The sequence below is a fragment of the Mycolicibacterium llatzerense genome (assembly GCF_000878195.1).
GTDB lineage: Bacteria > Actinomycetota > Actinomycetes > Mycobacteriales > Mycobacteriaceae > Mycobacterium > Mycobacterium llatzerense.
In genome coordinates, this window is sequence record NZ_JXST01000004.1 from 1 (window position 1) to 16,112 (window position 16,112).

A 16,112-nucleotide genomic window follows, 5' to 3' on the forward strand; every position below is an offset into this window, starting at 1 on the left:
TCAAGCAGTGGCGCGGTGTTGCGACCCGCTACGACAAATATGCCCTGACCTACCTCGGCGGTGTCTTGTTGGCCTGCGCCGTCATCCACTCCCGCGTGGGAACTCTCAAATTGGGAGACACGCCCTAGTCGAACCGGGAACGCACCGCGGCGAGGTCGTGCGCGGCGCGGTCCAGGTCGCGGCTGTCGCCGACGTCGGTCCAGTTGAAGTTGCCGAAACCATTGCGCGCACCGGGATTTCGGGTGATGGCGCTCAGCGCGGCGCCGAGTGCGAATGGGGCGACCATGATCGCGACCATCGCGACCAGGGTCAGGACGGTGTTCATGTCAACAATTGTCGAATCGGGGGCAACCGAATAAACAGTGGCAGTTCGGACGGCATTCGATAAAATGCTGCCATGATCAACAGTGTCTCGGTCCTGGTGATGGACGGGGTCGCGCCGTTCGAGTTCGGCGTGGTGTGTGAGGTGTTCGGCATCGACCGATCGGGCGATGGCGTGCCCAACTTCGATTTCAAGGTGTGCGGACCGGAGGCCGGGCGGCCGGTACGGACCTCGGTCGGTGCATCGTTGATTCCCGACCACGGCATCGACCAGCTCCTGGGGGCCGACTTGGTCGCCATTCCGGCGGTGGCGGGTCCCAACTATCCGCAGTCGGCGCTGGATGCCGTGCGCACCGCCGCGGACTCCGGTTCGATCATCCTGACCATCTGCTCAGGAGTCTTTGTCGCAGGCGCTGCCGGACTGCTCGACGGTCGGGCCTGCACCACGCACTGGATGCACTCGGACCGGCTGGCCCGGCAATACCCGACCGCGCGGGTCGATCGCGACGTCCTGTTCGTCGACGACGGGAATCTGATCAGCAGCGCGGGGACCGCGGCAGGCATCGACGCCTGTCTGCATCTGGTGCGCCGCGAGTTGGGCAGCGAGATCACCAACAAGATCGCGCGGCGCATGGTGGTGCCGCCGCAGCGTGACGGCGGGCAGCGTCAGTTCATCGAGCAGCCGATCCCGGTGCGGTGCTCGGAAGGCTTTGCGCCCCATCTGGATTGGATTCTGACCAACCTGCGTGTCCCGCACACGGTGGACAGCCTGGCCAAACGGGCGAGCATGTCGGGGCGTACGTTCGCGCGACGTTTCGTCGAGGAGACCGGGCGGACGCCCATGCAGTGGGTCACAGACCAGCGTGTCCTCTACGCCCGCAGGCTGCTCGAGGAGACGGATCTCGATGTGGACCGGGTGGCCGACAAGGCCGGATTTGGTACCGCAACTCTGCTGCGGCACCATTTCCGGCGCGTTGTCGGCGTCAATCCGTCGGATTACCGGCGACGGTTCTCCTGCCCGATTGGGCTTGCGTCACAACGGGATGGTTAGCCCTGCGGCCGGCACTGCACGTTGACGTACACGGTGTCGAACTGGCCGGAGTTGATTCGCTGGCCCCGGTTGTCGACGTTGGTGCCCGACAACCCGTGCACATCGGTCACCGAGCACGCGGACAGCGGCCCAGAGGTGCTGGTGTTGACCTGGACGTGGTAGCCGCGGGATTGCAGCTCGTTGATGGTGTCGACGGCGGACCCTCCGCCGGTCGGCAGCGCCGACGCCGTGCCCACTGCGGGCGAGATGGCCACTGCGGCAAAGGCGGCTGCCGCGGCTCCAGCGATGACGAGGCCGCGACGACGGTTGTTAACTCTCTGTTCACCTGAAATTCGGTATGCGGTCATGCTTCCGTTCTATCCGAGGATGACGGCGTGTGGTACTGACTCATGCCGTTCTCATCGGAAAGCGCGTGATTTCATGCCGTTCTCATGTAAACCGGCAGTCGGGGTCAGTTCTCGCCCTCGCCTGCCAGCGCATATCGGTCATCGGCCGTTTGCTCGACCAGTCCGTCGACCAGCAGTGAGTCCAGTGCCCGGTCACGTTGCGCGGTATCGGTGAGCCAGGCTACATCCAATTGCGCCCGGGTTACCGGAGTTGCGCTGCCGCGCAACACATCCAGTAGTCGGCCACGAACCTGGCGATCGGTGCCGGCGTATTTCTGCACCGGACGCGTCGGCGTGTCCATCTCCGGATGGCCCGCGCTTCGCCAGGCGCAGGTCGTCAACGGGCATATCCCGCATTTCGGATTGCGGGCAGTGCAGACGATCGCACCGAGCTCCATGAGTGCCGCCGAAAACACATGCGCCGTACCGTCTTTCGGCAGGAGTGCCGCGACGTCTTCGAGGTCGCGGGTGCGCGCCGGGGTGTCGGCCACGCCGCGCACCACGCGGGCCACCACCCGGCGCACATTGGTGTCGACCACGGGGACGTCCTGTTGATACGCGAAACAGGCGACGGCCCGCGCGGTGTAGGCACCGACGCCCGGCAGCGTCAGCAGGGTCTCGACGTCGCGGGGCACCACGTCGCCATGCTCGGTGCTGATGACCTCTGCGCATTCGTGTAATCGCTTGGCGCGGCGCGGATAACCCAGCTTGCCCCAGGCCCTCAGCACGTCAGCCGCGCCGGCCGCGGCGGTCGCGGACGGGGTGGGCCAGCGCGCGATCCAGTCCGGCCAGATCGGTTCGACCCGCGACACGGGGGTCTGCTGCAACATGAATTCGCTGACCAGAATTTGCCAGGCAGTCACATCCGGGGCGCGCCACGGCAGGTCGCGTTGTGCTGTGCGGTACCAACCCAGCAGCTCGTCGGCAGGGATGAGAATTTGCCCTGAACTCATTGCGCGGCGTCTATGTGTTGAGGGCACAATGGGCGGCATGCCCAACTCGAACCCGATAAACGCCTGGAAAGCACTGAGAGAGGGTAACGAGCGATTCGTTGCCGGTGAACCAGCGCATCCCAGCCAGAGCATCGAGCGTCGGACGCAGTTGGCCGGTGGTCAGAAGCCCACTGCAGTGCTGTTCGGCTGTGCGGACAGTCGCGTCGCCGCCGAGATCATCTTCGATCAGGGCCTCGGCGACATGTTCGTGGTGCGCACCGCCGGCCACGTCCTCGATTCCGCGGTCATCGGGTCCATCGAATACGCCGTCGTAGTCCTCGAAGTACCGCTGATCGTGGTCCTCGGCCACGACAGCTGTGGCGCGGTGAAGGCCACCATCACCGCGCTCGACGACGGTGCGGTGCCCGGCGGGTATGTCCGCGACATCGTCGAGCGCGTCACCCCGTCGATCCTCGTCGGCCGGCGCGAAGGGCTGACCGAAGTCGACGAGCTCGAAGCCAAGCACGTAAACGAAACGGTGCGTCTGCTGAGCGAGCGGTCCAACATGATCGCCGAACGGCTGGCATCGGGCAAGGTCGCCATCGTCGGTGCGACCTATCACCTGGCCGAGGGTCGGGTCACCAAGCGCGACCACGTCGGTGACATCGGCGAGTAGTCGGCCAGCCGACGTGGCGAACAACACCGCAGTTCACAGGCGACACGCCGCACCGGGTCAGGGCGCACTACGTTTCGTGCCCTTACCGTGACAATGTGCCGGATCTAGAACCGCATGGCCCGCTGCCATCCCAAATCTATTGGCGACGGCGGATGCTGGCCATCGGTGTCGGCGCTGTCGTCCTGCTCCTGGTTGTGATCATCGGGGTCGTGGTCTTCAGCAACGGCACCGGCGACTCCAAGCAGACTCAGTCCACCGCGAAGACGTCGACGTCCGCGACACCGCTGCCCGGCGAGACGCCCGGGGTGAAGAGTCCGATCGAGCCGCCGCCGAACGCGTCTCCCGCGCCGACGCCGACCCCGACCACCGCCGTCACCCCGCCGCCGGTGCTCAAGGCGGGCGACGACTGCCCAGACACCACGCTCGCGGCCAAGGGCATCACCAACCAGCCGAACTACGTGATCGGCGATCAGCCGAAGTTCACCATGGTGGTCACCAACATCGGGCTGGTCGAGTGCAAGCGTGACGTCGGTGCCGCTGTGCTGGCCGCGTACGTCTACTCGCTGGACAACAACCGGCTGTGGTCCAACCTGGACTGCGCGCCGTCGAACGAGACCCTGGTCCGCGCCTTCAAGCCGGGCGAGCAGGTGACCACCGAGGTGACCTGGACCGGCATGGGCTCGGCGCCCAACTGCCCGCTGCCGCGTCAGGCGATCGGGCCGGGCACCTACAACCTGGTGGTCCAGCTGGGCAACCTGCGGTCGGCTCCGGTGCCGTTCGTGCTGTCCGAGGCCCAGCAGCCCGGACCGGGTGCACCGCCTGCGGGCGAGGCTCCGCCGCCGCCGGCTGCACCGGCGCCCGGCGAGCCGACGCTGCCCGGTCCCGCCAACTGATCTCAGGCCAGCCGGTCGGCGATGGTCGATTCGGCGAGCAGCGACAGACCCTCGCGGATGTGGCGGGCCCACATGGACCCGATGCCCTCCACCGATTGCAGGTCGTCGGCGCTGGCGGCCAGTAGGCCCTGCAGCGATCCGAACGAGCGCACCAACAGGTCGACGTGTGCGAACTGCAGGCGCGGGATGCCCGCCATGGCGCGGTAGCCGCGCGAGCTCATCGCTGAATCCTGTGCCTCTGGCGTCGACGGATAGCCGAAAACCCTTGCCAGCGTGGTGAAGTCGAGAAGTTCGTTGTCGCTCAGCGCATCGAGTTCCTCGAGCGTCGCGGTCACCTGATCGGCGGCCGGTGGGTCGGGGTTGGCGTGGTAGTCGCGGACGATCAGTTCGCGGGCGGCATCGTTGTCGCCGACCAGTTCGTCGAGCTGCAGCTTGAGCTGACGCCCGTCGGTACCGAGCTCGACGACGTCGGCGTCGATCTCCAGGCTGATCCGGCGGACCATCTCCATGCGCTGCACGACGGTCATGACGTCGCGCAGTGTCACGAAGTCCTCGATCTCGGCCATCGACAGCTGCTTGCTGACTTCGTCGAGCCGGAACTTGTAGCGCTCCAGGGTCGCGATGGTCTGGTTGGCGCGCGACAGGATGGTCGGGGTTTCGGGTACGACGTGGCGTTCACCGGCCACGTAGACGGTCACGATGCTCATCGAGTGGCTGACGGACACCACCGGGAATCCGGTCTGGATGGCCGCGCGCTCGGCAGAGCGGTGCCGCGTGCCGGACTCGTCGGTGGGGATGGAGGGGTCGGGCACCAGCTGAACGTTGGCCCGCAGGATCCGGGTCAGGTCGCTGGAGAGCACGACGGCGCCGTCCATCTTCGACAGCTCGCGCAGCCGGGTCGGCGCGAACCGGACGTCCAGCGGGAAGCCACCGTCGCAGATGGCCTCGACGCTGTCGTCATAGCCCAGCACGATCAGCCCACCGGTACGGCCACGCAGGATCCGCTCCAGACCGTCTCGCAGCGGCGTTCCGGGCGCCAGCTTGCCCAACGTCTCGCGCAGCGTGGGTCGGGCCAGGTGCACGACGTTGCCCCGTCCGGACCGATTGGCCGATTTCACCGACATCGGTGTACTCCTCGGGTTTCCGGCCGGGCTCTACCCGGTCCGGTCCACATTCTCTGTGATCTTGCGCAACACCCGCAACGCCGCGGTGATGTTCTCGGCCGGCAGGACCCGAAGACCGCGCGGTGGCGACTCGGTTCCGGTGGGCACCACGGCTGTCGTGAAGCCGAGTCGGGCGGCCTCGGCGAGCCTGCGGTCCATGCCGGTGACGCGGCGCAGATCGCCGGCCAGACCCACCTCGCCGATGGCGATCGCGGTGGCCGGCAGCGGCAGGTCCGTGTACGCCGACGCGATGGCCAGTGCCACCGCCAGATCCGATGACGGGTCGGTCAACCGCATACCGCCGACCGTGGACAGGTAGATGTCGTTGGTACCGACGGGCAGGCGCGCCCGCTTCTCCAGCACCGCGGTGATCATGGCCGCGCGGGCCGAGTCGATGCCGCTGACCGCGCGGCGCGGCGAGCCGGCCGAGGGCGAGCCGATCAGTGCCTGCACCTCGCCGATCAGCGGCCGCTTGCCGTCCAGGCTGACCGTCACCGCCGTGCCGGACACCGGGGCCGGCCGCTGGTCGAGGAACAGCCCCGACGGGTCGGCGACGCATTCGATTCCGTTGTCGTGCAACATGAAACAGCCGACTTCGTCGGCCGCGCCGAAGCGGTTCTTGACGCCGCGGACCATGCGCAGCGTCGAGGCGCGGTCGCCTTCGAAGTGCAGCACCACGTCCACCAGGTGCTCGAGCGAGCGCGGCCCGGCGATGGCGCCGTCCTTGGTGACATGGCCGACCAGGACCATGGCGATGCCTGTCGTCTTGGCGGCCATGGTGAGCGCGGCGGTGACGGCGCGGACCTGCGTCACGCCGCCGGTGACGCCGTCGGTCTCGGCGGTCGACATGGTCTGCACCGAATCCACCACCACCAAAGTGGGCTGGACCGCCTCGATGTGGCCGAGCGCGGTCTGCAGGTCGGACTCGGCGGCCAGGTAGACGTTGTCGTGGGTGCAACCGGTGCGCTCTGCGCGCAGCCGGATCTGCCCTGCCGATTCCTCTCCCGACAGATAGAGCGCCCGTCGCCCGGACATGGCCCAGCGATGTGCGACTTCGAGCAGCAGCGTCGACTTGCCGACGCCGGGATCACCGGCCAGCAGCGTCACCGAACCCGGCACCACGCCGCCGCCCAGCACCCGGTCCAATTCGCTGATCCCGGTGTGGAAATGCCTGGTGGTGCCCGGATCGATCGAGCTGATCGGAACGGCAGGGGAGGTGGGTGCGACAGCGCGGTGCGTCGCGGGCGTCAGCGAGCTCAGAACCGCTACTTCATTGACCGTGCCCCAGGTGCCGCAGTCCGGGCAGCGCCCCACCCATTTGGCCGTGGTGTGCTGGCACTCCGAGCACCGAAACTGCGAACGTACTTTCGAACCGGTTCTGGCCATGCCGCGAACCTAGTCGTTGGTACCGACAGATTGCGTCAGGCCGGCGGTGTGGGTGCAACCCGCAGCGCGACCGGAGGTGGCTCCGAGGAACGGCGCGAGGTTAGTGATGGCCCTCGCCGCCGCCGGCGGGTGCCGGAGCGGCTTCGCCGGCGCCGGCCTCGCGGCGCGGGGCTTCGCCGGCGGAGATCGGGACCTCGATGGTCTTCTCGCCGGCGTTCTGGAACTTGAACGTGAAGCTGTAGTTCAGTCCGTTCGAGATGGGCTTGGTCAGCGCGACCATCGCGATGGAGGTCGTGGCGTCCTCGGAGCGCGGCAGGGTCTGCTTCTGGCCGTCCGGGGTGCCGACCAGCAGCACGCCACCGGCGGGCACCGTGGTGCCGCCGTTGACCAGCACCTCACCGGTGTCCGAGGTGATGCCGACCAGCTTGTCGGGGTTGTCGGGCGACTTGTTGGTGGCGACGAACAGCAGCTCGACCATGGTGCCGGGCTTGACGAAGTCGCGGGTCTGCGGGGCGCGCAGGTACACGTTGCGCAGGTCCACACCGGCCTTCTCGTCACCGATGCTGGTGGCGGTGCCGTTGACCGCAGGCAGCTGGTTCGCGCTCTGCGAGACCTGGCCAGCGCTGCAGCCGGTGAGCGTCACCGCGGTGGCCAGCCCGAAGGCGGCCAGCGTGACGGCAGAAGTGCGCGATTTCATGCGGTTCACTCAAGCCTCCTGCTTGGGCGCCAGCGGCGATGCGCGTGACGGCCTTGGGTATGTCTGCTGTGCTCCCCGGACTGGTCCGGCGTTCGACTATGCAGAGTAGTAGGTGGCCGTGGGCGGCGGTAGCGGAGGCCCGCTATCGGCCTGGTTCGGGCGTATTTCCGGCCGCGAATGACCGGTGAATGGGACGTGAATCGGGTGCAATTCGGCCGTAATGTGGCCCTCGCCACTGCACGTAAATGCCGTGCTGTCAACCCCTTTCACGCATCTGCATGGCCCCTGACCTGCATTGTTGATCCGCGGGTGTCCGACGCCCGTGCTAACATTGCTATGTGAAAGGGGCCCGAATCTGATGATTTTCAAGGTCGGAGACACCGTCGTTTATCCACACCACGGTGCAGCATTGATCGAGGCGATTGAAACCCGGACCATCAAAGGCGAGCAGAAAGAATATCTCGTCCTCAAGGTTGCGCAGGGCGATCTGACCGTTCGAGTACCCGCAGAAAACGCTGAATACGTCGGTGTTCGCGACGTGGTTGGTCAGGAAGGCCTCGACAAGGTGTTCCAGGTGCTGCGCGCCCCGCACACCGAGGAGCCGACCAACTGGTCCCGTCGTTACAAGGCGAACCTGGAGAAGCTGGCCTCCGGTGATGTGAACAAGGTCGCCGAGGTCGTTCGCGACCTGTGGCGTCGTGATCAGGAGCGCGGTCTGTCCGCCGGCGAGAAGCGCATGCTGGCCAAGGCTCGTCAAATCCTGGTCGGTGAACTGGCTCTGGCCGAGAACACCGATGACGCGAAGGCCTCCACCATCCTGGACGAGGTTCTCGCCGCGGCGTCCTGAACGCCGGTCCCAACGCAGCAGTGAACTTCCGTATCGGTCTCGGTACCGACGTACATCCCATCGAGGCAGGGCGGCCGTGCTGGCTGCTCTGCCTGTCATTCGAAGGTGCTGACGGCTGTGCCGGGCACTCCGACGGCGACGTGGCCGCGCACGCACTCTGTGATGCTCTGCTGAGTGCGGCCGGCCTCGGCGACCTGGGCAGTGTCTTCGGCACCGACCGTCCCGAATGGCGCGGCGTCACTGGCGCCGACATGCTCAAACATGTCTCCACGCTGCTGGCCGCTGCCGGTTTCCGCGTGGGCAATGCGGCGGTCCAGGTGATCGGTAACCGCCCGAAAATCGCTCCCCGCAGGGAAGAGGCGCAGCAGGTGCTGTCGGCGCTGCTGGACGCTCCTGTCTCGGTTTCGGCGACCACCACCGACGGCCTCGGGCTGACCGGCCGGGGCGAGGGTCTGGCCGCGATTGCGACGGCGCTGGTGGTCTCGCTCGATTAGGCCGGTAAGCTGGCCCGTCGTGACCGAACACCGTCTCGAGGGCCTACGGCTCTACGACACCATGACCGGTGCCGTGCGGGACTTCACCCCGGTGCGGCCCGGACACGCATCCATCTACCTGTGTGGCGCAACTGTGCAGGGCCTGCCCCATATCGGCCATGTGCGCAGCGGCGTCGCGTTCGACGTGCTGCGGCGCTGGCTGACGGCCAAGGGCTACGACGTCGCGTTCATCCGGAACGTCACCGACATCGACGACAAGATTCTCAACAAGGCTGCCGACGCCGGCCGGCCGTGGTGGGAGTGGGCCGCCACCTTCGAGCGGGCCTTCACGGCCGCCTACGACGCGCTGGGGGTGCTGCCGCCGTCGGCTGAGCCGCGGGCGACCGGACATATCACCCAGATGGTCGAGGTCATCGAGAAACTGATCGAGCGCGGGCATGCCTACGCCGCCAATGGCGACGTCTACTTCGACGTGCTGAGCCTGCCCGACTACGGCAAGCTCTCGGGCCACCGCATCGACGACGTGCACCAGGGCGAGGGCGTGGCGACCGGCAAGCGCGACCCGCGGGACTTCACCCTGTGGAAGGGCGCCAAGCCCGGCGAGCCGTCGTGGCCGACGCCGTGGGGCAGGGGCCGCCCCGGCTGGCACACCGAGTGTGTCGCGATGTGCCAGGAGTACCTCGGCTCCGAGTTCGACATCCATGCCGGCGGTATGGACCTGATCTTCCCGCATCACGAGAACGAGACCGCCCAGGCCAACGCCTGCGGTGACGAGTTCGCGCGATTCTGGCTGCACAACGGCTGGGTCACCATGGGCGGCGAGAAGATGAGCAAGTCGCTGGGCAACGTCCTGGCGATTCCGGCTGTGCTGCAACGGGTTCGGGCTGCCGAGCTGCGCTACTACCTGGGCAGCGCGCACTACAGGTCGATGCTGGAGTTCTCCGAGAACTCACTGCAGGACGCGGCCAAGGCCTACACCGGCATCGAGGAATTCCTGCACCGGGTCCGCACCCGGGTGGGTGCCGTCGAGGTCGGTACCTGGACCGAGAAGTTCGCGGCCGCACTGGATGACGACCTGGCGGTGCCTGCGGCGTTGGCCGAGGTGCACGCCGCCCGCGCCGATGGCAACCGGGCACTGGACGCCGGTGATCACACCGGCGCGATGGAGGCTGCATCGTCGATCCGGGCCATGATGGGCATCCTGGGCTGCGATCCGCTCGATGAGCGCTGGGAAACCCGCGACGAGACGTCCGCCGCGCTGAATGCTGTTGACGCCCTGGTGCAGTGGGCGCTCAAGAGCCGCACCGAGGCGCGCGAGAACCGCGACTGGGCCGCCGCCGACGCGATCCGCGACCAGCTGAAGCTGGCCGGCATCGAGGTCACCGATACCGCTGATGGCCCGCAATGGGCCCTGACTGATGGGGCCTGACGATGGCTGGAAACTCCCAGCGCCGCGGCGCAATTCGTAAAGACGGCACCAAGAAGGGCCCGACCGTCGGCTCCGGCGGTCAGCGCCGTCGCGGCCTCGAGGGCAAGGGCGCAACCCCGCGTGCCGACCAGCGCCCGAATCACAAGGCGTACAAGGTTGCGCAGAAGTCTGCGCGCTCGAATCAGGGGCGGCACAAGAAGACCGACGATGTCGAGGTCGTGGTCGGCCGCAACCCGGTGGTGGAGTGCCTGCGGGCCGGCGTGCCCGCCACCGCGCTCTACGTCGTGCTCGGGACCGAGGCCGACGAGCGGCTGACCGAATCCGTCACTCGGGCAGGCGATGCCGGCATCGCGATCCTCGAGGTGCAGCGCCACGACCTGGACCGCATCACCAGCAATGGCATGCACCAGGGCATCGCGCTGCAGGTGCCGCCGTACCAGTACATCCATCCGGACGATCTGCTGAAGTCCGCGACCACCGACTCCATGCCGGCGTTGTTGGTCGCGCTCGACAACATCTCGGACCCGCGCAACCTGGGCGCCATCGTGCGCTCGGTGGCGGCGTTCGGCGGGCACGGCGTGGTGATCCCGCAGCGGCGTTCAGCGTCGGTCAGCGCGGTGGCCTGGCGCACCAGCGCCGGCGCGGCGGCCCGGCTGCCGGTGTCGCGGGCCACGAATCTGAATCGGACGCTGAAGGATTGGGCCGATGCCGGCCTGACGGTCGTCGGGCTCGACGCCGGCGGCGACACCACGCTGGACGAGCTGGACGCCTCCGGACCGATGGTCGTCGTCGTGGGCTCCGAGGGCAAGGGCCTGTCGCGACTGGTGCGGGAGAACTGCGACCACATCGTCTCGATCCCGATGGCCGGACCCACCGAGTCGCTCAACGCGTCGGTGGCAGCCGGTGTGGTGCTCGCCGAAATCGCCCGGCAGCGAAGGGACTAACGGTCGGTGCGGGGCCGCGTGAGGGTGAATTTGTCGACCGCCCGGACCTCGCCGAACGGACCGCTCACCGCGTAGTAGGTGGCGTCCATCGACGTATTGCCGCCAGGCTGGCCGGGATCGACATCGAAAGCCACGAAGCCGCAGGGATTTTCCCGGTCCCGGAACACCGACCAGGGCGCCGCTTCCTCGGTGTAGTTCGGCGTCTTTCTTCCGGTGCCGGGGTTCACCTCGCCCACGGACATGAGGACGCGGCATCGCGGCTCGGGAAAGAGCATCGCGTTCGACGGAATCGACGTACCACCGCCGCCGATGACCAGATGTACCGTGCCTTTGCTGGTATCGATCGAACCAGATTGTGCATCAACCGGATTCGGCGTCAGGGTGTCGGTCGGTAAAGTGCCGCGAAGTGCATGGCTGCGTTCGTAGTGGTGCTCGTGCCCGCAGACCACGAGATCGACGTTGAATCGGTCGAACAGGGGCAGCCAGTTCTCGCGGATGCCCAGGTCGGCGCCGTTGGTCTTGTTGCCTGTGGAGACCGCTGTCTGGTGCATGCAGACCACCACCCAATCGATCTCTTTGCTGCTCCGAGTCCGCTCGAGTTCTTGTTCCAGCCAACGTTTTTGGGCTCCGCCCGAGTAGCCGCGCACGTATGAGTTGCCGCCGTCCTGGTAGCACACGTCGTCGTTGGCCAGGATGATCACGCGGACCGAGCCGGCAGTGAAGGCGTACCACAGGCCGCGGAGTTCGGGATCCGAACCGGAGTCCGGCAGCCCGAAATAGGCCTGGTAGGCGCCGTAGCCGATCGGGCCGTTGCCCAACTCGTTCTCGTGGTTTCCCGGCGCCGGCATCCACGGTCGATACCGCGCTGACCGGGTGTTGTTCTCGAACCACTCCGACCAGGTGCGGACCCGGTCGTGAGCGAGGTTGGCATAGCAGAGGTCGCCGTTGACCAGGTGGAACAGCGGGGCCACCCGCTCGACGGCGGTCGTGATGTCACCCGCGGCCGGGGACCCGACGTGGTCGCTGCCGAAGGATGCCGTCACCTTGGCGTCCAGCATGGGGGTCGATTGATCGCCGAAGCTGGTGAAACGGATGGGTGCCCGGCCCCGGGGTGCGGTACGCACTGTGCCCAGCTCGGGACTGGCGCCGTCATGTACAGCGGCGTAGACGTAGTCGGTGTCGGGTGCCAGGCCGGTCAACCGTGCATGGTGGACGCGAATCTCGGTGCGGGAGGCCGCGTCTCGGTAGGTGACGGTCTCGGCTGCGACGGCATTGCCGAACCCGCCGTCGGGGGTGCCCACCGTGATGCGGGGGTTCTTGACCGCGGCGGCGGTGTGCCAGGACACCACGGCCTCGGTAGCTGCGTCGGCGCCGAACTGGGTGTGCAATCCCATGACCGGTGGTGCGCCGCTGCGGTCAGCGCGCTGCCACAGCACCGGGCCGGTGCGCTTGGTGGTGAAGTACCCGGTGGCGCCGGCTCCGACGCCCGCGCCGACGAGAGCCGACGTACCTCCCACAATCAGCGTTCTGCGGCTCACGTCCACGACAGCCATCTTGCCTACGAAGCGCCTGGCCTGCTCGGCCGCAACGCCGCCCGGCTACGAATCGACGCGCGCTGTTCTCGTTCAGGTAACCGCGCTGATTCAGCGCCGCTGCAGCTCGAACACCGGGATGAGGCGGTCGGTCTTCTTCTCGTACTCGGCGAATCCGGGCGCGCGCTCGACGATGCGGGCGCAGGCGGCGTCGCGCTCCGCACGGGGCAGTTCACGCGCCACGACGTCGTATTCGTCGGTGCCGATTTCGATGTGGGCGTTGGGATTTGCCCGCAGGTTGTGCACCCACGCCGGGTCGGCGTCCGCGCCGCCGGCGGAGCCGACGATCCACAGCTTATCGTCGCTGTCGAAGGTGGCTGCGGGGTTCACCCGCGGCTGACCGCTCTTGGCGCCGGTGGTGTGCAGGACCAGCAGCGTCAGGTTCGCGAACTGGCCGCCGTTGGCGCGGAATTCATCGATGATCTGCTGGTTCCAGCTGTCGGCCATGATCTGCCAAGCCCTTCCGGTATTCAGTGCATCCCCAACAACGAACAGCCCAACCATAATCCGGTCACGGCCAAAACCAGCGTGACCGGCACGGTGACCAGCCCGACGGCCGTGAACTCCCGGGCCCGCGCGGTCATCTCTGGGCGGACCACATTGCGCCACAACAGGTTCGACAATGATCCGGGATAGGTCAGATTGGGGCCGATGTTCACCCCGATGAGCACCGCCAGCACCGCGACCGGGCCGCCGGCGGCGACCAGGGGCAGCAGCACCAGCACCGCGGGCAGGTTGTTGATCAGATTCGACAGCGCCGCCGCCACCGCGGCGATGCCGAGCAGCGCCGGCAGCGTGGTGCCGTGCGGCAGCAGCGCAGACACCGCGTCACCCAGGCCGAGGTCCAGTACCGCGCTCACCAGCACACCCAGCGCCAGCACTGCGACGAGGAACGGCACGTTGGCTGCCCGCACGATGCCGAAGACCGTCTCGTGACCGCGGACGACGGCCCGGATCGCGAGCACCGCGGCGCCGGCGAACGCGGCCCACGCCGGTGCCAGTCCGAGTAGCGACGTCACGCCGAAGCCGATGAGCGTCAGGATCAACACGGTCAGGACGAAGTACGGGATCTCCGGCGGGGGTGGGGCCGGCCGGTCGACCATGGCGACCCGCAGCTCACGCCGGAACAGCCACCGCAGCAACACGAATTCGGCCGCTACGGCGACCAGCCAGGGCAGCGCCATCGCCGCGGTGAACCTGGTGAAGCTCAGGCCCGCGGTCGTAAACGCCAGCAGATTGGTCAGATTCGACACCGGCAGCAGCAGCGACGCGGTGTTGGCCAGGTGCGCCGCGGCATAGCCGTGTGGCCGCGCCGGCACCCCGAGCGTGCGTGCGGTCGACAGTACGACGGGCGTCAGCAGTACGACGGTGGCGTCGAGGCTCAGCACGGAGGTGGTCCCGGCCGCGATCAGGAACACGGTGACCAGCAGCCGCCGGGCCGCGGATTGTCCTGCGCCCCAGCTGTGCCGGGCCATGTACACGCCGGCGGCGTGGAACAGCCCTTCGTCGTCGCAGAGTTTGGCGAGCACCAGGACGGCGGCCAGGAATCCGACCACGGGCAGCAGTCGGCCGACCTCTTGCAGAGCGGTGTTCACAGCCAGGGGTCGGCGCGTTGCCAGAGCGTCGGAAGATGCAGGGGCAGGCCATCTTCGGCGGCCAGGCGGCCCAGCACCCGCATCGAGACGTCCAGGTCGTCGCCCACGTAGGGCAGGGCGCGCAGCGGTACATGCAGGGGCCGGAAGAAGTCGTCCCAGTGCGTCAGCACCACGCGGCGCGCGCCGACGGTGCGGACCGTCTCGTTCCAGTAGTCGACGAGATACCGCTCGGGCTGCAGGCCGAGTTGCCCGATCCCGAGGTACACCACGTCGGCGTGCTGCCCGGCCAGGGCGCCCGGCACGAACCCGGCGCTGCCGACGGCAAGCAGGCTGCGCCCGCTGGTGCGGTGCGCGATGAGCGTCGACCAGGCCTCGCCGCACTTGTACGCCGACGCCCGCACCGGCGGCACCACCGGGGCGGTGATGGTCCCGGGGAACCGGTCGGGCGGGCAGTGGTGACCGGTGAACAGCGTTACGTCGAAGGCGCCCAAGGCGATGGACTCGCCGGGGATGGCAACGGTCAGCTGAGAGTCGGTGAGCCCGCCGCCGCGGCCGATGAAGGCGGCCGAGGTACCGCCGACCAGTTTCGCGCCGGTCCGCGCTGCGACGGCCGCGGAGTCCATGGCGTGGTCGAAGTGGGTGTGCACCGGCAGCACCGCATCCAGTCGGTCTATGCCGAGCCGGTGCAGGCAGCCATCAATGCGAGGTAGTGCCGGGCTCAACTTGCCCAATCCCACCGACAGCAGACTCGGCCGCGAGAAGAATCCGTCAGTCAATAGGGCTGACGTCGAACCGGCCGGATCCGTCGCGGTGACCAGCATCGTGGTGACGCCCGCCCAGGTGACGGTCAGCGGCGAGCCGACGTCTGCGGCAGGCTGATCGAAGTAGCGGCTATAGGAGGCCAGGTCGGGCCGGCCAAGTTTCAGTCGCATCAGCAGAAGGCCTCGATCTGTACGTTCTCTGCGGTCAGGCGTTCGCGGACCGCGCGGGCGATGTCGACGGCGCCGGGCGAATCGCCGTGGACACAAATCGAATTCACGGTGATCTTGATGGTGGAGCCGTCGACGGCGGCAACCCGTCCCGCGGTCACCATGGATGCCACCCGACCGGCGATGGTCGAAACGTTGTGCAGCACCGCATTGCGCCCCGTGCGCGGCACCAGTTGTCCGTCGGGGCGATACGAGCGGTCCGCGAAAGCCTCGGGCACGGTGCGCAATCCGAGCTCGCCGGCGGCGGCGAAGAATGCCGAACCGGCCAGCCCCAACACCGGCAGCGAAGGATCCACGGCATGCACCGCGGCGGCCACCGCGCGCGCCTGCGCATGGTCGGTGACGATCGTGTTGTACAGGGCGCCATGGGGTTTGACGTAGCTGACGGTCGCCCCGGCGACCTGGGCCAGGGCCTGCAAGGCACCGATCTGGTAGATCACGTCGGCGGTGAGGTCTTCGGAGCTGACGTCGATGTAGCGGCGGCCGAAGCCCGCCAGGTCGCGGTAGCCCACCTGCGCGCCGATCCGTACGCCGCGTTCGGCGGCGGCCCGGCAGACCCGCAGCAGCCCGGCCGGGTCGCCTGCATGGAACCCGCAGGCGATGTTGGCGCTGGTGACCAGATCGAGCATCGCGTCGTCGTCACCAAGGCGCCACACCCCGAAGCTTTCGCCGAGATCGGCATTGAGGTCCACCGCTGACATGTCTGCCAGCCTAGGC

Annotated in this window: 17 protein-coding genes and 2 pseudogenes; 8 read left to right on the top strand and 11 right to left on the bottom strand. The window is 67.7% G+C overall.

Going from position 1 to position 16,112, the window contains the following annotated elements:
- A pseudogene (locus tag TL10_RS30515) lies at nucleotides 1–128 on the top strand (IS5 family transposase); the annotation flags it as partial.
- On the opposite strand, the gene TL10_RS03465 reads toward TL10_RS30515, so the two are convergent.
- Entirely contained in the window at nucleotides 125–325 is a 201-nt protein-coding gene (locus TL10_RS03465) for a hypothetical protein (RefSeq protein WP_043400075.1), read from the bottom strand. The pseudogene TL10_RS30515 and the gene TL10_RS03465 overlap by 4 nt on opposite strands.
- A gap of 72 nt (nucleotides 326–397) precedes the next feature.
- Here TL10_RS03465 and TL10_RS03470 point away from each other — a divergent pair, with 72 nt between their 5' ends.
- Nucleotides 398–1,372 (top strand): helix-turn-helix domain-containing protein, encoded by a 975-nt coding sequence (locus TL10_RS03470; protein WP_043984530.1) that lies wholly within the window; start codon nucleotides 398–400, stop codon nucleotides 1,370–1,372.
- Here TL10_RS03470 and TL10_RS03475 read toward each other — a convergent pair.
- Both TL10_RS03475 and TL10_RS03480 read right to left on the bottom strand, forming a co-directional pair.
- Nucleotides 1,369–1,719, bottom strand: coding sequence for a hypothetical protein (locus TL10_RS03475; protein ID WP_052506290.1), 351 nt, complete (start codon nucleotides 1,717–1,719; stop codon nucleotides 1,369–1,371). The two genes, TL10_RS03470 and TL10_RS03475, sit on opposite strands and share 4 nt — an antisense overlap.
- Nucleotides 1,720–1,823: 104 nt before the next feature.
- Nucleotides 1,824–2,711, bottom strand: a complete 888-nt coding sequence (locus TL10_RS03480) for an iron-sulfur binding domain-containing protein (protein ID WP_110788952.1) — start codon at nucleotides 2,709–2,711, stop codon at nucleotides 1,824–1,826.
- A gap of 37 nt (nucleotides 2,712–2,748) precedes the next feature.
- Here TL10_RS03480 and TL10_RS03485 point away from each other — a divergent pair, with 37 nt between their 5' ends.
- Both TL10_RS03485 and TL10_RS03490 read left to right on the top strand, forming a co-directional pair.
- Nucleotides 2,749–3,366: a carbonic anhydrase gene (locus TL10_RS03485; protein ID WP_043400125.1), complete on the top strand. Its 618-nt coding sequence runs from the start codon at nucleotides 2,749–2,751 to the stop codon at nucleotides 3,364–3,366.
- Between the two features lie 95 nt (nucleotides 3,367–3,461).
- Nucleotides 3,462–4,259, top strand: coding sequence for a hypothetical protein (locus tag TL10_RS03490; RefSeq protein ID WP_043984532.1), 798 nt, complete (start codon nucleotides 3,462–3,464; stop codon nucleotides 4,257–4,259).
- 2 nt (nucleotides 4,260–4,261) lie between these two features.
- Here TL10_RS03490 and disA read toward each other — a convergent pair whose 3' ends face one another.
- The 3 genes from disA to TL10_RS03505 form a co-directional block, all read right to left on the bottom strand.
- Nucleotides 4,262–5,383 (bottom strand): DNA integrity scanning diadenylate cyclase DisA, encoded by a 1,122-nt coding sequence (gene disA, locus TL10_RS03495; protein WP_043400066.1) that lies wholly within the window; start codon nucleotides 5,381–5,383, stop codon nucleotides 4,262–4,264.
- Between the two features lie 30 nt (nucleotides 5,384–5,413).
- Nucleotides 5,414–6,808: a DNA repair protein RadA gene (gene radA, locus TL10_RS03500; RefSeq protein ID WP_043400064.1), complete on the bottom strand. Its 1,395-nt coding sequence runs from the start codon at nucleotides 6,806–6,808 to the stop codon at nucleotides 5,414–5,416.
- Nucleotides 6,809–6,908: 100 nt separating this feature from the next.
- Complete coding sequence (locus TL10_RS03505) at nucleotides 6,909–7,505, bottom strand: copper chaperone PCu(A)C domain-containing protein (protein WP_192830171.1); 597 nt, start codon at nucleotides 7,503–7,505, stop codon at nucleotides 6,909–6,911.
- Nucleotides 7,506–7,863: 358 nt separating this feature from the next.
- On the opposite strand from TL10_RS03505, the gene carD reads away from it, so the two are divergent.
- The 4 genes from carD to rlmB are packed head-to-tail and all read left to right on the top strand — an operon-like array spanning nucleotide 7,864 to nucleotide 11,219.
- The gene (gene carD, locus TL10_RS03510; RefSeq protein ID WP_043400059.1) at nucleotides 7,864–8,352 is read left to right on the top strand and encodes an RNA polymerase-binding transcription factor CarD; all 489 of its coding nucleotides are present in this window, start codon (nucleotides 7,864–7,866) and stop codon (nucleotides 8,350–8,352) included.
- Between the two features lie 20 nt (nucleotides 8,353–8,372).
- A complete protein-coding gene (gene ispF, locus TL10_RS03515) occupies nucleotides 8,373–8,846 on the top strand; it encodes a 2-C-methyl-D-erythritol 2,4-cyclodiphosphate synthase (protein WP_043984533.1) in 474 nt (157 codons plus the stop codon).
- On the top strand, nucleotides 8,842–10,275 hold the full coding sequence (gene cysS / locus TL10_RS03520) for a cysteine--tRNA ligase (protein WP_162625486.1): 1,434 nt from the start codon (nucleotides 8,842–8,844) through the stop codon (nucleotides 10,273–10,275). The genes ispF and cysS overlap by 5 nt, the downstream gene beginning before the upstream one ends.
- Before the next feature lie 2 nt (nucleotides 10,276–10,277).
- Nucleotides 10,278–11,219, top strand: coding sequence for a 23S rRNA (guanosine(2251)-2'-O)-methyltransferase RlmB (gene rlmB, locus TL10_RS03525; RefSeq protein ID WP_043400050.1), 942 nt, complete (start codon nucleotides 10,278–10,280; stop codon nucleotides 11,217–11,219).
- Here rlmB and TL10_RS03530 read toward each other — a convergent pair.
- The 5 genes and pseudogenes from TL10_RS03530 to TL10_RS03550 all read right to left on the bottom strand — a co-directional run bounded on the left by TL10_RS03530 (nucleotide 11,216) and on the right by TL10_RS03550 (nucleotide 16,096).
- A complete protein-coding gene (locus tag TL10_RS03530; RefSeq protein WP_043984534.1) occupies nucleotides 11,216–12,772 on the bottom strand; it encodes a purple acid phosphatase family protein in 1,557 nt (518 codons plus the stop codon). The genes rlmB and TL10_RS03530 overlap by 4 nt on opposite strands.
- 90 nt (nucleotides 12,773–12,862) lie before the next feature.
- Nucleotides 12,863–13,258, bottom strand: coding sequence for a nitroreductase family deazaflavin-dependent oxidoreductase (locus TL10_RS03535; RefSeq protein WP_043984535.1), 396 nt, complete (start codon nucleotides 13,256–13,258; stop codon nucleotides 12,863–12,865).
- 23 nt (nucleotides 13,259–13,281) lie between these two features.
- Nucleotides 13,282–14,460 (bottom strand): annotated as a pseudogene (locus TL10_RS03540) (SLC13 family permease); the annotation flags it as partial.
- Complete coding sequence (locus TL10_RS31610) at nucleotides 14,403–15,338, bottom strand: MBL fold metallo-hydrolase (RefSeq protein ID WP_043984537.1); 936 nt, start codon at nucleotides 15,336–15,338, stop codon at nucleotides 14,403–14,405. The pseudogene TL10_RS03540 and the gene TL10_RS31610, both read right to left, overlap by 58 nt.
- Entirely contained in the window at nucleotides 15,338–16,096 is a 759-nt protein-coding gene (locus tag TL10_RS03550; RefSeq protein WP_043984538.1) for a LamB/YcsF family protein, read from the bottom strand. Before TL10_RS03550 ends, TL10_RS31610 begins: the two co-directional genes overlap by 1 nt.
- Nucleotides 16,097–16,112: the final 16 nt, after the last annotated feature.

What these genes read in the sequence shown, in the direction of transcription:
- rlmB (WP_043400050.1), top strand. Translation starts at nt 10,278, where the DNA reads ATGGCTGGAAACTCCCAGCGCCGCGGCGCAATTCGTAAAGACGGCACC.
- disA (WP_043400066.1), bottom strand. Translation starts at nt 5,383, where the DNA reads ATGTCGGTGAAATCGGCCAATCGGTCCGGACGGGGCAACGTCGTGCAC.
- TL10_RS31610 (WP_043984537.1), bottom strand. Translation starts at nt 15,338, where the DNA reads ATGCGACTGAAACTTGGCCGGCCCGACCTGGCCTCCTATAGCCGCTAC.
- radA (WP_043400064.1), bottom strand. Translation starts at nt 6,808, where the DNA reads ATGGCCAGAACCGGTTCGAAAGTACGTTCGCAGTTTCGGTGCTCGGAG.
- carD (WP_043400059.1), top strand. Translation starts at nt 7,864, where the DNA reads ATGATTTTCAAGGTCGGAGACACCGTCGTTTATCCACACCACGGTGCA.
- TL10_RS03465 (WP_043400075.1), bottom strand. Translation starts at nt 325, where the DNA reads ATGAACACCGTCCTGACCCTGGTCGCGATGGTCGCGATCATGGTCGCC.
- TL10_RS03480 (WP_110788952.1), bottom strand. Translation starts at nt 2,711, where the DNA reads ATGAGTTCAGGGCAAATTCTCATCCCTGCCGACGAGCTGCTGGGTTGG.
- TL10_RS03550 (WP_043984538.1), bottom strand. Translation starts at nt 16,096, where the DNA reads ATGTCAGCGGTGGACCTCAATGCCGATCTCGGCGAAAGCTTCGGGGTG.
- TL10_RS03470 (WP_043984530.1), top strand. Translation starts at nt 398, where the DNA reads ATGATCAACAGTGTCTCGGTCCTGGTGATGGACGGGGTCGCGCCGTTC.
- TL10_RS03485 (WP_043400125.1), top strand. Translation starts at nt 2,749, where the DNA reads ATGCCCAACTCGAACCCGATAAACGCCTGGAAAGCACTGAGAGAGGGT.
- TL10_RS03530 (WP_043984534.1), bottom strand. Translation starts at nt 12,772, where the DNA reads ATGGCTGTCGTGGACGTGAGCCGCAGAACGCTGATTGTGGGAGGTACG.
- TL10_RS03505 (WP_192830171.1), bottom strand. Translation starts at nt 7,505, where the DNA reads ATGAAATCGCGCACTTCTGCCGTCACGCTGGCCGCCTTCGGGCTGGCC.
- TL10_RS03475 (WP_052506290.1), bottom strand. Translation starts at nt 1,719, where the DNA reads ATGACCGCATACCGAATTTCAGGTGAACAGAGAGTTAACAACCGTCGT.
- TL10_RS03535 (WP_043984535.1), bottom strand. Translation starts at nt 13,258, where the DNA reads ATGGCCGACAGCTGGAACCAGCAGATCATCGATGAATTCCGCGCCAAC.